20 protein-coding genes and 1 tRNA gene are annotated in these 17,612 nt (G+C 44.7%); 5 read left to right on the forward strand and 16 right to left on the reverse strand.

Features of this window, described 5'->3' with window-relative positions; all coding sequences use genetic code 11:
• Positions 1–4: 4 nt before the first annotated feature.
• On the reverse strand, positions 5–1,330 hold the full coding sequence (locus K0A89_03095) for an ATP-binding protein (GenBank protein MBW6517474.1): 1,326 nt from the start codon (positions 1,328–1,330) through the stop codon (positions 5–7).
• A 148-nt stretch (positions 1,331–1,478) separates the two neighbouring features.
• Complete coding sequence (locus K0A89_03100) at positions 1,479–2,705, reverse strand: anion transporter (GenBank protein ID MBW6517475.1); 1,227 nt, start codon at positions 2,703–2,705, stop codon at positions 1,479–1,481.
• 135 nt (positions 2,706–2,840) lie between these two features.
• Between K0A89_03100 and K0A89_03105 the strand changes: the two genes are divergently transcribed.
• Positions 2,841–3,194, forward strand: coding sequence for a hypothetical protein (locus tag K0A89_03105; protein ID MBW6517476.1), 354 nt, complete (start codon positions 2,841–2,843; stop codon positions 3,192–3,194).
• 53 nt (positions 3,195–3,247) lie between these two features.
• Positions 3,248–3,319: transfer RNA gene (locus K0A89_03110), tRNA-Arg, on the forward strand.
• Positions 3,320–3,341: 22 nt separating this feature from the next.
• Here the strand turns inward: K0A89_03110 and K0A89_03115 are convergent.
• The 3 genes from K0A89_03115 to K0A89_03125 form a co-directional block, all read right to left on the reverse strand.
• Positions 3,342–3,836 carry a ferredoxin:glutaredoxin reductase gene (locus K0A89_03115; protein ID MBW6517477.1) on the reverse strand — a complete coding sequence of 165 codons (495 nt, stop codon included), beginning with the start codon at positions 3,834–3,836 and terminating at the stop codon, positions 3,342–3,344.
• On the reverse strand, positions 3,833–4,081 hold the full coding sequence (locus K0A89_03120) for a glutaredoxin family protein (GenBank protein MBW6517478.1): 249 nt from the start codon (positions 4,079–4,081) through the stop codon (positions 3,833–3,835). Before K0A89_03120 ends, K0A89_03115 begins: the two co-directional genes overlap by 4 nt.
• Positions 4,082–4,145: 64 nt before the next feature.
• Complete coding sequence (locus K0A89_03125; protein ID MBW6517479.1) at positions 4,146–4,886, reverse strand: hypothetical protein; 741 nt, start codon at positions 4,884–4,886, stop codon at positions 4,146–4,148.
• A gap of 493 nt (positions 4,887–5,379) precedes the next feature.
• Here K0A89_03125 and K0A89_03130 point away from each other — a divergent pair, with 493 nt between their 5' ends.
• Positions 5,380–6,744, forward strand: coding sequence for an ATP-binding protein (locus K0A89_03130; protein ID MBW6517480.1), 1,365 nt, complete (start codon positions 5,380–5,382; stop codon positions 6,742–6,744).
• Between the two features lie 20 nt (positions 6,745–6,764).
• Here K0A89_03130 and K0A89_03135 read toward each other — a convergent pair whose 3' ends face one another.
• From K0A89_03135 to cbiM (K0A89_03145), 3 genes are all read right to left on the reverse strand, one after another.
• On the reverse strand, positions 6,765–7,838 hold the full coding sequence (locus K0A89_03135; protein ID MBW6517481.1) for an NADH:flavin oxidoreductase: 1,074 nt from the start codon (positions 7,836–7,838) through the stop codon (positions 6,765–6,767).
• 159 nt (positions 7,839–7,997) lie between these two features.
• The gene (locus K0A89_03140; protein ID MBW6517482.1) at positions 7,998–8,315 is read right to left on the reverse strand and encodes a PDGLE domain-containing protein; all 318 of its coding nucleotides are present in this window, start codon (positions 8,313–8,315) and stop codon (positions 7,998–8,000) included.
• Positions 8,312–8,962 (reverse strand): cobalt transporter CbiM, encoded by a 651-nt coding sequence (gene cbiM / locus K0A89_03145; GenBank protein MBW6517483.1) that lies wholly within the window; start codon positions 8,960–8,962, stop codon positions 8,312–8,314. Before cbiM (K0A89_03145) ends, K0A89_03140 begins: the two co-directional genes overlap by 4 nt.
• Positions 8,963–9,151: 189 nt before the next feature.
• Here cbiM (K0A89_03145) and nikR point away from each other — a divergent pair, with 189 nt between their 5' ends.
• Complete coding sequence (gene nikR, locus K0A89_03150) at positions 9,152–9,571, forward strand: nickel-responsive transcriptional regulator NikR (GenBank protein MBW6517484.1); 420 nt, start codon at positions 9,152–9,154, stop codon at positions 9,569–9,571.
• Between the two features lie 40 nt (positions 9,572–9,611).
• Here nikR and cbiQ read toward each other — a convergent pair whose 3' ends face one another.
• Both cbiQ and cbiM (K0A89_03160) read right to left on the reverse strand, forming a co-directional pair.
• On the reverse strand, positions 9,612–10,418 hold the full coding sequence (gene cbiQ / locus K0A89_03155) for a cobalt ECF transporter T component CbiQ (GenBank protein ID MBW6517485.1): 807 nt from the start codon (positions 10,416–10,418) through the stop codon (positions 9,612–9,614).
• Positions 10,419–10,420: 2 nt separating this feature from the next.
• Positions 10,421–12,328 carry a cobalt transporter CbiM gene (gene cbiM, locus K0A89_03160; GenBank protein ID MBW6517486.1) on the reverse strand — a complete coding sequence of 636 codons (1,908 nt, stop codon included), beginning with the start codon at positions 12,326–12,328 and terminating at the stop codon, positions 10,421–10,423.
• A gap of 275 nt (positions 12,329–12,603) precedes the next feature.
• On the opposite strand from cbiM (K0A89_03160), the gene K0A89_03165 reads away from it, so the two are divergent.
• A complete protein-coding gene (locus tag K0A89_03165) occupies positions 12,604–14,532 on the forward strand; it encodes a cation:proton antiporter (protein MBW6517487.1) in 1,929 nt (642 codons plus the stop codon).
• A 32-nt stretch (positions 14,533–14,564) separates the two neighbouring features.
• Here the strand turns inward: K0A89_03165 and K0A89_03170 are convergent, their stop codons facing one another.
• The 6 genes from K0A89_03170 to K0A89_03195 form a co-directional block, all read right to left on the reverse strand.
• Complete coding sequence (locus K0A89_03170; protein ID MBW6517488.1) at positions 14,565–14,864, reverse strand: YbhB/YbcL family Raf kinase inhibitor-like protein; 300 nt, start codon at positions 14,862–14,864, stop codon at positions 14,565–14,567.
• Positions 14,865–15,058: 194 nt separating this feature from the next.
• Complete coding sequence (locus K0A89_03175) at positions 15,059–15,568, reverse strand: hypothetical protein (protein ID MBW6517489.1); 510 nt, start codon at positions 15,566–15,568, stop codon at positions 15,059–15,061.
• Positions 15,565–15,891: a UPF0175 family protein gene (locus K0A89_03180; protein MBW6517490.1), complete on the reverse strand. Its 327-nt coding sequence runs from the start codon at positions 15,889–15,891 to the stop codon at positions 15,565–15,567. Before K0A89_03180 ends, K0A89_03175 begins: the two co-directional genes overlap by 4 nt.
• Before the next feature lie 132 nt (positions 15,892–16,023).
• On the reverse strand, positions 16,024–16,479 hold the full coding sequence (locus K0A89_03185; GenBank protein ID MBW6517491.1) for a YbhB/YbcL family Raf kinase inhibitor-like protein: 456 nt from the start codon (positions 16,477–16,479) through the stop codon (positions 16,024–16,026).
• Between the two features lie 286 nt (positions 16,480–16,765).
• The gene (locus tag K0A89_03190; protein ID MBW6517492.1) at positions 16,766–17,164 is read right to left on the reverse strand and encodes a type II toxin-antitoxin system VapC family toxin; all 399 of its coding nucleotides are present in this window, start codon (positions 17,162–17,164) and stop codon (positions 16,766–16,768) included.
• Positions 17,161–17,403, reverse strand: coding sequence for an AbrB/MazE/SpoVT family DNA-binding domain-containing protein (locus K0A89_03195; GenBank protein MBW6517493.1), 243 nt, complete (start codon positions 17,401–17,403; stop codon positions 17,161–17,163). Before K0A89_03195 ends, K0A89_03190 begins: the two co-directional genes overlap by 4 nt.
• Positions 17,404–17,612 lie beyond the last annotated feature (209 nt).

Consider the following 17,612-nt stretch of genomic DNA (forward strand, 5'->3'; position numbering starts at 1 on the left):
TCAACTATATTATTGACATAAACAACCATACTGGAATGAACCAGACCTCGACGCCATTGAACACTTCCATTCTAAGTTCATTCTTTGTGACTATGATGCCTCTGGTTAATTTAAACTTCTTGCAGAATTTTAGAACTGATCTGATGTCGCTCTGGCCTATAGAATTCTGGTATTTTACCTCTACAGGCATTGGTGTATTTTCAATGGAAACTATAAAGTCCACCTCTTCAACATCACGCCAGTAACTAACGTTTTCAAACTTCCTGATCAGATGGGTGAATACACAATTTTCCACCTGTACCGGTTCATCAACAGATGTGGAAATGGCATTCCTGAGCCCTGTATCTATCATATATACCTTCTTTTCTTTTTGCATGACCGCTTTTGATGAATAAGAGAAATAATTTACCATGAAAACAAGGTACGTTTCCTCAAGATACCTGACATACCTGATCACAGTTTCCACATCAATACCAAGAGCAGATGAAATTTTCCGGAAGCTGAACCTGTTACCGATATTCTGTGCAAGAAATACCGCAATACTCTCGAGAGCCCTTACATCCCTGACAGGATACATTTTTAAAATATCTTTGTAGATTGTGTCGTAGAAATACTGTTTCAATATTTCTCTGGATTTTCCAGCATCCTCATTAATAGTCCTCGGATAGCCGCCGGAGTAAAGATATTCCTTGAATAAGAGAATCAACTTATTATTGAATGGAAGGACAGCATTATAAGCATCTTCAAAGTTTTTGTAAGAAAAGGCTGTCTTTTCCATTCGTATAGTATCCCTGGCCTGTATAAATTCACGATACGAAAATGGATATATCAAAAACCTTAAATTGCGTCCGGTAAGAGCCGCAGATTCATCTTTTATGGCAAGCGAACTTGAACCGGATACAATGAACTTTATATTCGCATACTGATCAAAGTATTTTTTCAGCCACATCTCCCACCCTTTGAAATACTGGACCTCATCTATGAAGACATATATTTTCTGGTCTTTTACCTCTCGAAGGATGATGTCCTGGTATGATTCAAACAGTCGGATAAATAAATCGTCTCCCATATCCAGGGTTATTTCCGGATCATCAAGCGATATATACATGATATGCTTCGGGCTGATACCGCTTTGCAGGAGTGAATGTATAAGCTGGTAAATTATGGTTGTTTTTCCCGACCTTCGGGGACCTATGAGAGTAAGTATCTCCCGGTCATATATGAATTGTTCAATTTCACCTGTTTTTTCACGTGGAATTGTATCCCGATATTCCAATGGTATATCACCGGTTGTCCACCAGTTGTTAACCTGGAATAGGTATTCTTTCATAGGTATCCGTTTTGAGGTGATTGTTTATTAAATTGTCGGTTTAATCCAACGATTTTTCTCATTTATTGTCGTTTTTATATGACAATATACCAATTACAGCCTGCACATTACATTTATTAATTGTTACTGAGCATAAATAACCCATGCCTCATACCAGAAAAACATAGTACACTGCACAATTGATCACGGTCAGGGGTATCCCGATCTTGACAAAGTCCATGAATCTAATAGTATGACCGTATTTTTCGGCATTATGTATGATTATCACATTACTGGCAGCACCCAGAATGGTCAGATTTCCTGCTATAGTACTTCCTGCAGCTAATGCCATCAATTGTGGAACACCTGCGTCAGCCAGGGTCAGGATGGGCAGGTAAAGTGCCACCAGCGGCACATTTGAAATGAACTGGCTCAGGATGATACTGACAGCAAGTATCATCGGGGTTGAAGCTGCATCCAGCGGGACCCTGTCTAACTGGTACTGGAAAAAACCCGTATTCCACACACTCTGCATCAGTATGAACATTGATATGAAAAATATCAGGGTATGCCAGTCAATACGGGATAGTATCTTCAATCGTTGTGTGTGGGCCATGATGGGAATGGCTGCAATAAGGCTCATGTATGCCAGATCAAGGGTAAAGCTGGCATGGAACATTATCAGACCGATTTTCAAGAAGATAAGTGATACCAGCATTAAGAGAGACAACCTGGAAAGAAATGCCAGGCGGTAATCTCGTATTGGTTCTTCGGAATGGTTCAGCGCACCGCTTGTAAAACTCTGCCTGAAGCTCAGTTTTAATACTACAAAAGCCAGCAAAATATTGATTAGAGTGGGTAAGAACAGGTATCGTAAAAAAGTAACGAACAAATCGATAATGTTCCCATCAAGGGCTATCAGGAGATTCTGGGGATTGCCTATAGGGCTCATGACACTACCTGTCGTTATGGAAAATGCAAGAGCGAGCAGCAGCAGTTTTGGGGAGATACCGTGTTTTCCTGCAAGGTGCAGCATCACCGGAGTACCGATAATGGCAAGGGTGTCGTTCATGATAAGAGCAGATGCAAAACCCATGACCACCATGATGGTAAATACCAGCATATCCATGGACTTTGCTCTCCTGAATATTCGATAGGTGAGGTGACCCAGGTACCCGCTGTCTTCCAGGGACTGCCCGATGACGAAAACACCGAACAGGAACAGTAGTACGTCCAGGTTCACCGACCGTGCGGATTCTATGGGAGATATCTGCCCGGTTACCACAACACCTGCTGCACCCAGGGTCATTACCTGCCAGATAGGTAGCCGAACTTTTCCTATCTTCCTTACAGCGATGAGGATAAAGACCAGGAAAAGAATGAATATCGCAAGCACAGACCTGATATAAGGTCATACGGATTATATTAACCATCTCATCGTTACCGCAGAAAAATCCCTAAATACTTGCGGACGAAATGAATTATGGAGATTACTATGCCATTAGCCAGATTCATACCACAACAAAAACGCATGTCTACCACGGTAGGCGGAATGCTCATACTGGTCAGCGAGACCATGTTCCTGTTCTCATTGCTGAATTTCGTACTGGTGACCCGGATACAATACTACAACCCTGGTGATGCATACATGCGCCAGTTATTTCCCAGTTACCTGCTGTTCCTGGGAATCCTGGCTGCCGGGGCACTGCTGGTAATGATATTCGTGTATGTGTTCATATTACCCAGCAAGATGGTATTCTCGCAACAACAGGCAATAAAGGATGAGCGCAGCCCTACCCATAACCTGCTCATGGAAGTGCACAGGGAACTGGGTGAACTGAGGGACGAAATGGCCAGTCTTCGACAGTTGATAGATAAGGTTTAAGATAATTGGATTGTATATGAAGGTCGCTCACATAATGCATTTGGGCGAGCAGTGTCCCGATAGGGTAGCGGATATCCTTGAAGCCTGCGGAGTTTCAGACCCGGGTTCGAGTCCCGGTCGGGACGTCTTTCCTTTAGACCTTGATCATCAGAGCAGGAATTTCTCGAACCGCTCTTTGGGAGCCTTGCATATAGGACACATGTGCGGAGGCTCGGCCCTTGCGGCCAGGTAGCCACATACCGTACAACGCCAGACTGAGATATCTTTATCACTTTCTGCCACTGTCATGTCCACGTCCTCACCTTTGCCGAGTATCTTCTCCACAGGCCGCCTCTCGGGTATGGGGAGGTGGGGTCTTGTGCCGCGTATCCAATTTTCGTCTACGTATAACGTGCAGTAGCAGCATCCGAATTCCTCAAGGTCCGGGTCCCGGTAGTCACAGGGGCAGATAATATCCATATCCTTGGCAAGGGTACCTGAGGCAAGCCGGCAGGGACATGAGCGGTATCCATACCGTTTTTCGTTCTCGACCAGGCCAATGAGCAGGTCTTCGAGTATGACCGTATCAGATTGCATAGTATACCCGCCTTCATCTGCCAGCTGCTTTAATTCTGCGTATAACGCTTCTGTCTCTTCGTTCATAGTCCCAGCGCCCTGTCTACTTTCTCTTTATCATACCCAACTATTACTTTGCCGTTTATCACTGCAGTGGGAAAACTGATAGATGGATTCAGTTCCATGACCTTCATGAGGACCTTTTCCCGCTCGCTTCCAGATAATGTATCTACATCAATATAATCGAATTCAAAGCCGTTGTCCCTGAGATACTTTTTCAGGCCTTTGCAGTATACGCATGTGCTTAGTGTGTAAAGCATGATAGTGGTCATGGTTTGTGGAATCCCCCTGTGATGTTAACCTTGTTCCTGCTTTGAGTTAGACGTCATTACCTATTTATTTTACTACCGGTGATGCATCCTCATCAAATGGATTGGTCCTCATGGCAAGAGAGAACAGGTACGGGTAATTACCTTTCAGGTGTTGCATGTAATCCAGCCAGGAGTCGCCCAATATGGTATATGCCCGCTTGATATCGCCGCCCAAATGTGCACGGTCGCTATCTGGTAATTGTGTAACGTCTTTCCTGCTGGCCAGTTCTTCTGTAAGATGAAATACTGCACGGAGCAGATCGGTAAAAATTTCATGTTCCAGCAGCACAGGATTTTCCAGTAACCTTACCATGAAGTCCCTCTTGAACAAAAGGAACCGGCGTAGTTCTTCCAGGTCGATCTTTTGCATATCCACGCCGAATTCATAATTCCTCAGGTGTTTATCTGCACGGGAAAAATCCTGGTCTGACCAATCAGCAGTTATGATGAGACCTTCCCTAATCTCGTCCAGCCCCGGGTCATTGTCAGAAAGCACTGTGAGCAATCTTGTTCCGACCTCGCTGAAGAAAGCCCCGATTACCATGTTCAGTTTTTCCAGCCTAAAATGTTTTTCCTTCCTGTCAAGTAACTGGTGTATTATCAGGGTGACCAGCAGAACTTCGATAGGAACGAAGGCGATGTCTCCTATCAGGTATATGAAGATATGGTGGACATCATGGAAGATCAAATAATGTACGAAGTACCATAATGCTGATAACAGGACCAATGCCATACCGAACAGGATTTGCCATTTTATGTGTTTCATAGACTTATGTTCACCAATCAATCAACCTAACAGTAAAATTCATCAAATTTCATCCAAGTTAATCAATGATACATAAGGATAAAACTAATACATTAAAAAGTGACTTAATTGCCATACTTCAGCCATAACTTCATGATTTTTATATATTTAATAACAAAAATCCACAATGGTTTAATGATATTTACTATATCTTTCAATTTTATTTGATATTGTCTTGGCCTTTTTCTAATATAAAAACCTCTTTTAAATAAGAAATTAAAGATTAAATGAAATAAATGTTTCTTATACACTATCTGAAAAGATACTCTTAATTAGAACATTATTATCAACTTCGGCTCCAAGATAAGCAGCCTGCTATGTGATATCACATCAGCATGTAACCATATACTGCCCTTTCCACTAAATATTAGAAATCTCATGAGTACATTTCCCATAAATTTGATGCAAATACACACCGCAACATTTACATATATGTTACATACTATATTTGCATATGGACAAAGGATTCATAATAACCTACATAAAAAAAAGGAACTACTGGTGGCAGACAGGCAGCATTAACCCTGCTGATAAAGGAATCCAAAGACCCGATTATCTTGAGGATATCACGAAAATAGAACGCTTGGAAAGAATCACATGCCTGACCGGCATCAGGCGGTCCGGCAAGACCACCATACTTTTCCAGTATATAGATTACCTTCTTAAGAATTCAGATGCTCAAAGAATCGTTTATGTGAAGATGGACGACATCCTGGGAAAAATAGATAGTATCCACGATATCCTGGATATATACCACGAACTGACAGGAATAGACCCTGCGAGGGAAACCGTGTATTTTCTGCTGGATGAAATACATGCCCAGAAAGACTGGCAATTGCAATTAAAATATTACATAGACGCACATGCAAAATGCCGTTTTCTGATATCGGGGTCATCCAAGACACTGCTATATCTGGATTCGTCAGAAAGCCTGGCAGGCAGGATAAGCTTTATCGATGTATTTCCCCTGACATTCAGGGAATTCCTGAGGTTCAATGACACTCTGCCTGACATTCCTGTACATCGCTCTCCCATTGATTCCTTCAATGACATTGAAAAAGTATACCACAGCATCATCGAACACAGACATGAGATATTGCATGTGCTGGGGCAGTATTTCGACACCGGTGGATACCCGGAATGGTTCAAGATAAAAGATATGGACATGTGGTACAGAACGATAGTTGAAGATTATTTTGCGCTTATCCTGTTCAAGGATATTGTGAGCGTATTCAGGGTAAAGGACCCCATATTACTTGACAGGCTTGTGCGGGATATTGCAGTGCTGTCCACAAATCGATTCACCTATAAAGGACTCTCAGAACGCCTGGGTGTGGACAGGGAAACCCTGAAACTTTACCTTTATTATCTCCAGAGTTCAATGATGGTATTTGTAGCAGATGTATATACGCCGTCTCAAAAGGCAGTTGAGAAACGGCCAAAGAAACTCTATTTCTGGGAAGAAGGGCTTAGAAGAGCTTTGACCCTGGACAAAGATGATGGAATAACCGCTGAGAATATTGTTGCATGGCATTTGATCAAAAAGGGAAGCAAATCAAAACCGGCTTTTAAACCCTTTTACTGGAAAAATAAATATGAAGTGGATTTTATTTATGATGATTCCAGGACTGTAATCCCCATAGAAGTGAAATACCAAAAGCAGCCATCAACCTCCAAAATAAAGGGATTGATGGAATTCATAGATGTAAATGGGTTGAATAGGGGGATTGTGGTGACAAGGGATGCTTTTAAAATAGAAGAATTGGATGGCTGCAGGGTATTGTTTATCCCATTATGGCTGTTCTTGCTGTCAATGTGAATATATGATTATTCAGGTGCTCATCTACCTGAATTACACTTCACCCCGCTCTCATCAAAGCACCTGTTACATGAAGTACACTCTGCCTCCATAGCCCCTTCCCTGAACTTCACAACAATATCAGGCTCCCTGATAAGCGGCCTGCTCAACGACACCATATCAGCATAACCCCCCTCAAGCATTTCCTCCATCAAAGCCCGCGACCTCATACCCCCAACGAGCATAACAGGAATACCTACACCCTGCTTTATCATCCGGGCATAATCCCTGAAATACGCCTCCCTGCCAGGCACATTTATTCCCCGCCTGGACATCACCTCGCCGGCCTCGGAAATCCCGCCGCTCACCTCGATGGCGCACACTCCTGCCTTCTCCAGCGCGCCGGCAATCTCAACACACTCAGGCGCATCCAACCCCTTATCCCCAAAACCATCCGTGGCATTCATCTTCACCATTATCGGAAAGTCCTCGCCCACCAGCTCCCGGGCGCGCCTGATGATCTCTGCAATGATGCGCGTCCTGTTCTCCACTGACCCGCCCCACTTATCAGTACGCTTATTTGTGTAAGGTGAGATGAAACTGCTGAGCAAAAAGCCGTGTGCAACATGCAGCTGCACCGCATCGAAACTGGCGGCTTGCGCCCTGCAGACCGACCGGGCAAAATCCTCGATAGTCGCCAGTATCTGCTTTTCGGTCATGGCCCGGGGCATCTTTCCTGACGAAGTATCTTTTACTGCCGAAGGGGCCATGGTCTGTGGATACTCTGGCGTGACCAGAGCCTGCCTCCCACCGTGCACGACCTGGAGTGCTATCTTACTTCCGTATTTATGCACTCGCTCCGTGATTTTGGAGTACGGTCCGATGAACCGGTCATCATAGATACCTTGCTGGCGCTGGCTGCTCTTACCTGCCGGGTCCACATAGGAATACCCTGAAATAATGAGACCTACCTCGTACTTTGCCAGTTCCTCGTACATGTCGCCTATGGCTGGTGTGGGTGTACCGTCCTCCTCTGCCAGCCATTCATGAGTAGCTGAACGAACGAATCTGTTCGGAATGTGGAGTCCATTAATGTCTATGGGTTCAAAGAGCATGAAAAATCATCCTTAATTATTACATCCTTATATTCATCATATTCATTAACAGTAAGCATCGAACTATATCAATATGATGATATACATTATCCTTTATAGTATCATCATACTGATATGTTCAAGCGTGTCCTTTTAATAAAAATAGCAGTCAGGGGACCTTTAAGTCCCCTGTTTCCTGCCAAGTACTTTACCAAGACCAAGGGATATCCCCAGCATTAATAAAGTACCAGCCATGATAGCTCCGACCTCACCCAGCTTGCCCATCCCCTCAATGGAATAGTCAGGCAGGGGTGCCTCATATTCGATTGGCATCCGCTCACCGATGATCTCCTCAGCATGTTCCTCACTACCTCCACCCACCAGATTGATAAGGTTCTTATCCAGGCCATCGGGATTGCTGGATGCCAGGAACGGGGCCAGCACTGAAATGATGATCGCTATCACTGCTCCGGCTATGATAATCCCATTTTTGCTCACGCTGCCACCCCTACCCCCGGCACTGATCGTTCAGATACTACATCAGGTCTGACCGCCATTATCCTGTTCAAAGCAATGGCTGTGATGGCTCCTTCACCGACCACTCCGATAACTGCATGATAAAGCCCCATGAATAGCAGACCTTCCCTCAAAGGAAAGATACCAGCAAGAGACATCTGTACAGTACAGACCAGTGCCGCAATAACTATCGATAGCCATCCGGCAGCGAAAGAAGCTGCTGTCATCCCGATGCTATTTTTAAGGGTGTTATATGAATAGAATCCGATAAAACCTCCAACAACCCCCATATTGACAATATTAGCCCCCATTGCTGTTATGCCCCCATCTGCAAACACAACGCCCTGCACCACCAGTACCAGTGTAAGCAGCAGCACCGCGGCAAAAGGACTGCCAAGTATAATTGCTGCCAGGGCTGCACCCATCATGTGTCCGCTGGTGCCCCATGGTATGGGTATGTTCATTGCCTGTATGGCAAATATACCGGCAGCCAGGGCCGCCAGCATGGGTACTTTCATTTCGTCCAAATCTTTCCGCGCCCATTCAAGGGACTTTACTATAAAGACCAGGGCAATCAGCCAGTATATGATTGTCTGGCCCAGTGGTATTAAACCGTCTCCAATATGCATACAACTCGTCCTCCTATAATAATATTAGTGCTATTATTTAATTAACTAGTAACACTAAATTATACATTACCATTTATATATAAGTATTTTGTGTGATATTACACCTACATCGTATCAGTTATTCAATGAAAAATTTCATGTACAAAGAAATAGTTTTACAATTAGCAATTTAATGGAGATTATTTTACAATGGATACAGAATTATCACGGATAGGAGTTTCACTTCCTGAAAACTTACTTGAGAAATTCGATATTATTATACAAAACCGTGGATATTCTTCCAGGTCAGAAGGCATTAGGGACGCCATCCGGGGATATATCAGGTATTACGACTGGATGAGTAGCATTGAAGGTGACAGGGCCGCCACCATAACCCTGGCATACAACCATCATCAAAAAGGCATAGAAGACACGCTGAACAATATACAGCACAAGTACCTCGACATTATCCGCTCCTCAGTTCATATCCACATGGAAAATGACACTTGTGTGGAAGTGATCATCCTGAAAGGTGAGGCAGGAAAGATTCGGGAGATATATGAAAATATTGTAAAGAACAAAGGTATACAGCACGTCAAACTTGATACCATCAATCCACAGGAGATATAGCTATAGGAGATATAAGTTCAGGAAATACTGGGCTTTTTACTCAAATCCAGAACTGCACCAGTCCTATCAGGATAATCGTGGTTGAAAACGTCAGATAATCCCTTACTCCCACATTCTGCGTACCCACACACACCTGTGAATCTGCCGAATATGCCCGGCAGAGCATAGAGTAGTACGTGCGCTCACCCTGCTCATACGAACGGAGGAACAGGGAACTAATTGAATTTCCAATCTGTTCAAGTATCCACCGCTTGGGCACGTTTTTATTCCATATATCAAAACACCTGGTCTTCTGGGCAGTCCTGATGCGCCTAAGCATGCCCCAGAAGACGAACAGGTAGCGGACCATCATACTGAACAGTAGTGTCAGTTCAGCGGGCAGCCCCAGCCGGCGGGCACTGGCTACCATATCCCGCATCTGGGTGGTGGAAGACAGCAACACCACTGCAGTGACACATACCATAAACTTGGCGAAAAGCACACTGCCAAACAGCAGCCCCTCTGCGGTTACGGAGATGCCCGGCCCCAAGTTGTAGAGCACACTAAATTCAGTTATGAAAGGCTGCCTGATAAAGGGCTGAAGTACTGATATGCCCAGTCCGAATGGAAGTGCAAGTGCTATCCTTGCGGCCACATAGACCGGATTCAACCTTGCAACTATAATTAGAGCCACCAGGTATAACCACATGACACCCAGCCGTTCAATGGTGATAATATCAAGTCTGGGTAGGCCGACTGCATAGATTATGACGACCAGGGTCATCAACATTTTGACACGCCCGTCCATATTGTGCAACAGGCTTTCCTTGTATGATTCCCGCTCAATATCGTAAAGGGTGATGTACATGCCTAATTTCGCCTGCCTGCAGCCCTTAATATCTCATCCCTGGCCCCGTCCACGGTCAGTTCCACTGCCACGTCCAGTTCGGCTTCCTTTAACTTCTCCATCAACTGGGCCACCACAGGCAGCCGCAGGTGCGTCTTTGCTATCAGGTCAGTCCTGCCGAATATCTCCATAGGCGTTCCCTCACCAATAATCATCCCACCTGACATAACGCATACCCGCTGTGCAAATTCTGGTACCAGGTCCACTTCATGAGTGGCAATTATCATAGTGATTCCCAGATTCTTGTTCATTTCCATTATCAGTCGCATCAGCCGCCCAGCCGCCCCGGGGTCAAGGCCGTTGGTGGGCTCATCAAGTACCAGTACCTCGGGTTTCATGGCAAGTATCCCGGCAATGGCCACTCGCTTCTTCTCGCCGCCGCTCAAGTGGTGGGGAGCCCGGTCCTCGTAACCGGTCAGCCGTACCATTTCAAGCGCCCGCTTTACCCTACGCTCCACCACATCAGGAGACAGCCCCAGATTCATGGGGCCGAAGGCCACGTCCTGAGCCACTGTGGGTGAGAATATCTGGTCATCCGGGTCCTGGAACACCACACCTACGGTCCTGCGCACGTCCTTGATATTGGACCGGGTTATGGGCTGTCCTTTTACAAGCACCTGGCCTGATGTGGATTTGAGGATGCCGTTCAGGTGCTTGAACAGTGTGGACTTGCCTGCACCGTTGGCACCTAGCAGAACTACACGCTCACCTGGCTTTACAGAAAAATTGATGCCGTCAAGGGCTGTGGTTGTCCCACTGCGGTAGATATGTGTCAGGTCCCTGGTCTCAACGATATAGGGTGTTCCCCAGTCACGCTCTTCAGATACCCAGCCGTTGCCGTTACCATTACCATTGTCATTACCGTTACTGTCACTGCTATTGTTACTATTACTGTCCTTATCATCATCCATACTGGTATCACCTGCACCGCTGCCGGGTGTAACCATACGATTTTTTCCTGCAAATTTTATGAACAACATGCCCAGCACCAGCACCAGTATAGTACCTGCAACAATGGAAAACACTTCACCCACCCTGCCGAGTCCTGGTATGGAATAATCCGGCATAGGGGCACTGTATTGCATTGAAGCGTCCAGGGTGGCCTCCATCTTTTCTTCTCCCATGAGTATGACCATTGCCCTTTCGAGCCCGTCAGGGTTGGTGGATGCAATGTAGGGTGCTGCCACCGCCAATACCAGTACTACGGCCGCCACTGCAACCAGTGTATTTCTCGAAATGGGTTTTCGCTGCTCGAGATTCATGATATCAGGCCGGGAGCTCAGGATAAATTTCACCACCAGTGCTGTGATGAAACCTTCGCCGATAAGCCCGCTGACCGCGTGGAAGGTGCCCATGACCACCAGGGCTTCCACCAGCGGGAACGCACCTGCCAGATAGAGCTGCACGGTGGCAGTGAGCGCTGATAGCACCAGTCCCAGCCACGCTCCAGCAAATGATGCGCTGACCGTACCCAGCCTGCCTTCAAGCCAGCGATAGGTGTAATAACCTGACCAGCAGCTCACCAGTCCCATATTGAAAATATTGGCGCCCAGTGTGGTTAAGCCGCCATCGTAGAACACGAATGCCTGGACTACCAGCACAAGAGTGAGAAGCAGCAATCCCGCGTACGGGGACCCAAGTATGATGGCTGCCAGCACCGCACCTACCATGTGGCCGCTCGTACCCATGCCGATGGGAAGGTTAACGGCCTGGATGGCAAATATCCCGGCTGCCAGTACAGCCAGCAGCGGCGTCTTCATCTCGTCCATTTCCTGCCTGGCCCAGCGCAGGGACAGGTAAACCGGTGGAAGGATGAGAAGCCAGTATACGATATACTGGGGAAAAGGTATCAGTCCGTCTAGTATGTGCAAATGCCATTTCTCCTGTGAGGTTTATATTATACTTTTATAATAAAGGTTATAATTTGTGCTACGCGAATGTAGATTTGTAACACTGTTAATGATTGACAATGATAGATTTGCCTTTATAATAAGATTTTGGTAGGCAAAATATCATCGAACGTATTTAGCAAACAAGAACATGATACCTACATTATATACAAGAAACAACAAAAATGATTGCTGTGACTGATACACTGGTAATATTAACCGATTTCGTTTTAATCTTTGGATTGTCGGTCGGGATCGTGTTCTTATTTCATAAATTGAATATCGTTCCCATTGTAGGATACCTCATTTCCGGTGTATTGATAGGACCTTCTGTAATGGGACTGGTAAAAGACCAATTACTGATAAAGACTTTTGCAGAGGTCGGAGTTATTTTACTCTTATTCACTATTGGTATTGAGTTTTCACTAAAAGAGCTCATACGATTGAAGAAATTAGTTATCCTGGGTGGAGGGCTGCAGGTCATCCTGACAACGGCTGTCATAACCGTTATTGCAATGATGTTCGGGCAGTCCGCAGGATTATCAATATTCCTGGGTTTTCTGGTTGCTTTGAGCAGCACTGCCATTGTACTGAAGATCCTTTCTGAGAGAGGTGAAGTTGAAAGTCCGTATGGCAAGGTTTCGATATGTATTTTGATCTTTCAGGACCTGAGCATTATTTTTATGGTCCTCCTGGTGCCCCTGCTTGCCAGTAATACAGGCCTGTCTTTGGCTTCTATGCTCGTTTCAATTCTTAAAACGATATCTATCGTAGCACTATTACTGATATCCGGACGGTTCCTGATACCGGCCACATTATACCAGATCGTAAAAACCAGAAACAGGGAACTTTTTCTTCTTACCATGGTTTTGATCAGCCTGGGTATGGCCCTGCTGACATCCATGGCAGGTCTTTCCCTCGCTATAGGCGCATTCCTGGTCGGACTGATACTGTCAGAATCCGAGTTCTCGAATCAGGCACTGAGCGAGATATTGCCCCTCAGGGATGTATTCAGCAGCCTTTTCTTTATCTCGATTGGTATGCTCCTCGACATGGGTTTTGTACTCGACCATGCATCAATTATTGTACTGGTAATTATCTCAGTTATAACCATCAAGTTCCTGTTAAGCCTGATAACAACGGCATTATTAGGATATCCCTTCCACACCGCAATCCTGGTCGGACTATCCCTTGCCCAGATCGGTGAGTTCTCTTTTGTGCTTTCCTTGATAGGCATCCAATCGGGCTTGCTTGATATTGATATTTACCAGATATTCCTTGCCTCTGCTATCATCACTATGATGTTCACACCCTTTATTATCCAGGCCGGTCCCGGGATTGAGAAAAACATTCCACAATTAAGGCTACCGTCCTTAGCCATGTTTGGCAACCATATTGAAAAGGAACCCATCAGGACGTCACTTGAGAATCATGTGGTCATTGCAGGTTACGGTATGAACGGACGGAACCTGTCAAAGGTCCTGTCTGCAACAAATATCCCCTTTATTGTGCTTGAGATGAACCCTGAAACAGTTGTATCTGAAAAAAGGAAGGGGTTGCCGATATGTTATGGTGATGCTTCCAAAGAGGAGGTACTGAAACATACCAATATTTCAAAAGCGAAGATACTGGTCGTGGCCATATCTGATGCAGCCCATACCCGCATGATGGTCAGGACTGCACGAAAACTGAATCCCGGTATCTATATCATTACCCGCATACGATATCTCAGTGAACTGGAAGAACTGTACAAACTGGGTGCAAATGAAGTTATCCCTGAAGAGTTCGAGACTTCCATTGAGATATTTTCCCGGGTGCTGTCGCGGTACCTTATCCCGAGAGATGAGATACAGAAGAATGTGGAAAATGTACGCAAGCACGGATATGAGATGTTCAGGGACATCTACCATAAACCCAGGGATATCAGTGACCTGAAACAACACCTGATAGATATTGAGATTGAAACGTTTAGGGTCAAAGGCGGGTCTTTGGCTGCCGGCAAGACACTTGCAGAACTGGAACTCAGGAAGAAGTACGGATTTACTGCGCTTGCCATCCAGAGAGGAGAGGAAATAGTGAACAATCCACATGGGGAAAACAGGCTCTTTGAGAACGATGTGGTCATCCTGATGGGGCATAAGGGTTGTATTGCGAAAATCACCCCTCTTTTTACAGAGAACTCCTGAAAACATGTATTTCAGTCCGGTATTTTATCCGATCAACGCTCAAATTTCCCTATCATTTCTCCCTGTGCCAGGATGTGTCCTTTCATTGCCGATTCAAGCTGTGATCTGGTAACGCCGCTCTTCAGGTTCAGACTGGTGTCCAGGGCATATATCTTGAAGAAATACCTGTGGGGTTTTCCCGGTGGCGGGCACGGGCCGCCGTACCCTATCTTGCCAAAGTTGTTCTTTCTCTGAAGCGAGCCGTCATCCAGAGTATTATTCTTGGCCACGCCTGATGGAAGTCCATTCCTGCTGTCAGGAATATTATAGTAGCAGTAATTATTAGACAGCATCTATATACAGTGAAAAAAGGGTAAAATATGGGTTGAAAGACACAGAAATATTTTCCAAATGTATGAAATTATGCGCTAAAATGTTCGGGAACTTTGGCTTTTTCTGACCCCGCCCACCAGTACCATCCACTGCCGGATCCAGAACTTTATTTATACCGGGCCCACACCTCCGGGCTAATGGTAAAAGCACACTATTACAGGTCATTACTGTTCAAAATGTAATCCGCATTTGAGATTATTACTTTATCTTTGTCTTCTATTTCATCAATCAATGCTTCCACTTCTTTGGTTGTGAGGATGTCAGTTACTATCAAAGACTTAAGAAGCATGCTCAGATCAATGAATTTAATATCATAATGGTCACAGACTTTCTTGGCAGCCGTATCATTTGTAACAAAAACGCTATCCCGGTGTTTGCAAATGGATATGCATTCCAATTCACCAGGTCCCAACATTCGCCGTTCATCATGCAGTTTTTCTAAAAAACCTACTTCTTCTTGTCTAAGTAGTGTGACTTCGAATATATGGGAATCTGTTATATGATCAACGAACTCATATCCGCAATCCTTTGCCTTGAAAAGTTCATTATTGACTGAGGTTGGAATTGAAAAGTCTACTCCAGGGAATAATTTTTCCAAAAGGTCAAGCCGTTTTATCTTGCCAAATGTGCTGAGAACATCAGTATCAAAGACTAACGATGTCATTTTCTCAACTTATTAATCAGTTCAACGCCTTTGTCAAGCTCTTTTTTGCTTCTTGAGCCCACCTCTCGGCGAATGCCCCGACTTACAAGAATGTCTTTGAATTCGATGGTTGATACACCCACCATTTCAGCAGCTTTACCTATGGATATTTCACCTTCTTTGTAAAGTGCTATCACTGCTGAGGTTTTCAGTTCAGGTCTGACATTTAATAAAGTCCTGAATGCATCTTTTATTGCTTCATTGAGATTCGCATAATGTCCATCCCTGACCAATGCCTTCATTTCCATTTCAATTGTTGCAGGCAATACAATCATTTCGGGCATTTTTATCACTGTTCCATATTTGGTCTTCTGTATTATATATCATTGCATGTATGGGTTTTAGCATTGTAATTACAGTGCATTGGTAATATAACAGTTCTTTTTACTGGGAATTCCTGAATTCACTAATGCTGATCAACGCTCAAATTTCCCTATCATTTCTCCCTGTGCCAGGATGTGTCCTTTCATTGCCGATTCAAGCTGTGATCTGGTAACGCCGCTCTTCAGGTTCAGACTGGTGTCCAGGGCATACACCTTAAAGAAATACCTGTGGGGTTTTCCCGGTGGCGGGCAGGGTCCGTTATATCCTGTCCTGCCAAAGTCGTTCTTTCCCTGCAGGCTGCCATCGTCCAGGGTAGTGTTCCCGGGCATCGCAGCAGGCAGTCCCGTGCTATCGGCAGGTATGTTGTAGATGACCCAGTGGACAAAGGTCCTGCCCGGTGCGTCAGGGTCGTCCATTATGAGGGCGATGGACCTGGTACCTTCCGGGAGCCCTTCCCATGAAAGGGCTGGTGAGCGGTCATCTCCATCACAGGTATAATCAACTGGCATGGTACTGCCATTTTCAAAAGCATCCGAAAATATTGAAATTTGTTTCATTATAGCCTCCTCCTCTTTTTGGGTCCATTGTTCGGCAGGGTTTTCCTTTTCGGTTGGATTGCTGTCTCCCACTATAGTCATATTATTGACCGGAATCTCATCTCCTGCCATCTTCCTATCACCTGGCTGGTCGGATATGCATCCGGAAAGTGACACCAATAGTGCTATGACTAAGAATACCCTCAAGGTCAAAACCTCCCATCAATAGGTATTACTATTTTCATATTAAGGCTTATTGTTAAAAATGATGTCTGACTTAATTATAATTGAAAAACAATCATTTCCATTTTCGTTTTAAGCCTTTGATGTCATCAAAATCAGTGTCCTGTGAATAGATCATTTCTGCACCAGCTATTAAGGCAGTTGAAGCATGTATGGCATCTCTTGGCAAGATCCGGTATTCTCTGATAAGTTCAAGTGATTTCCATATCACGCTATCATCTACGTCTATAAAACGCATGTTCGGCAATGTAAGGAAAGCTTCAAGATTTTGTATAGCTATATCGATTCCCTTGACCTTGTTGATCTTATAAAATACTTCATCAAATGTAAGATATGACGTACAGGCCGGCATCTCTTCATTCTGTATACGTTCCAGCACTTGTCTTGACCAATCCCCGATATCAGTATCATCAAGGATGGCGTAGATTATAAGGTTAGAATCTAAATAATTCACCCTATCCTCTCTTCCAGTTCTTCATCATATGCTTCATGGGGATGAAGTTTTAGCTTCCCCATACCTTTAGCTGTTTCCCTGAAAATTGATATAGCATCGATTGGCGGGTTTTCAATTTCCAGTTTGTTATCTTTTAACTTGAATAACACCCTGGACCCTGGATAGATGTTCAGAGCATGCCTGAATTCCTGGGGAATCACTACCTGGCCTTTTGGACCCACTTTTTTTATGGCTTCCATGTACAACAACCATAGTTTGTTTAGTATAACTTGTATTTATACCTGCGTGCTCATCAAAAGTTTAATCACGGCATCCACCTGCCCCACAGCTGTCCCGATATACTTTTCATGGGGGTCTCGAGCTGTGATTTGGTGGCACCGTTGTTAAGCTAAATGGGGAGAGCATATTTATCAAATATGCTTTTCACAAGAAAATCCTCTCTACGGTC

The organism is ANME-2 cluster archaeon (assembly GCA_019429385.1).
GTDB lineage: Archaea > Halobacteriota > Methanosarcinia > Methanosarcinales > Methanocomedenaceae > Methanocomedens_B.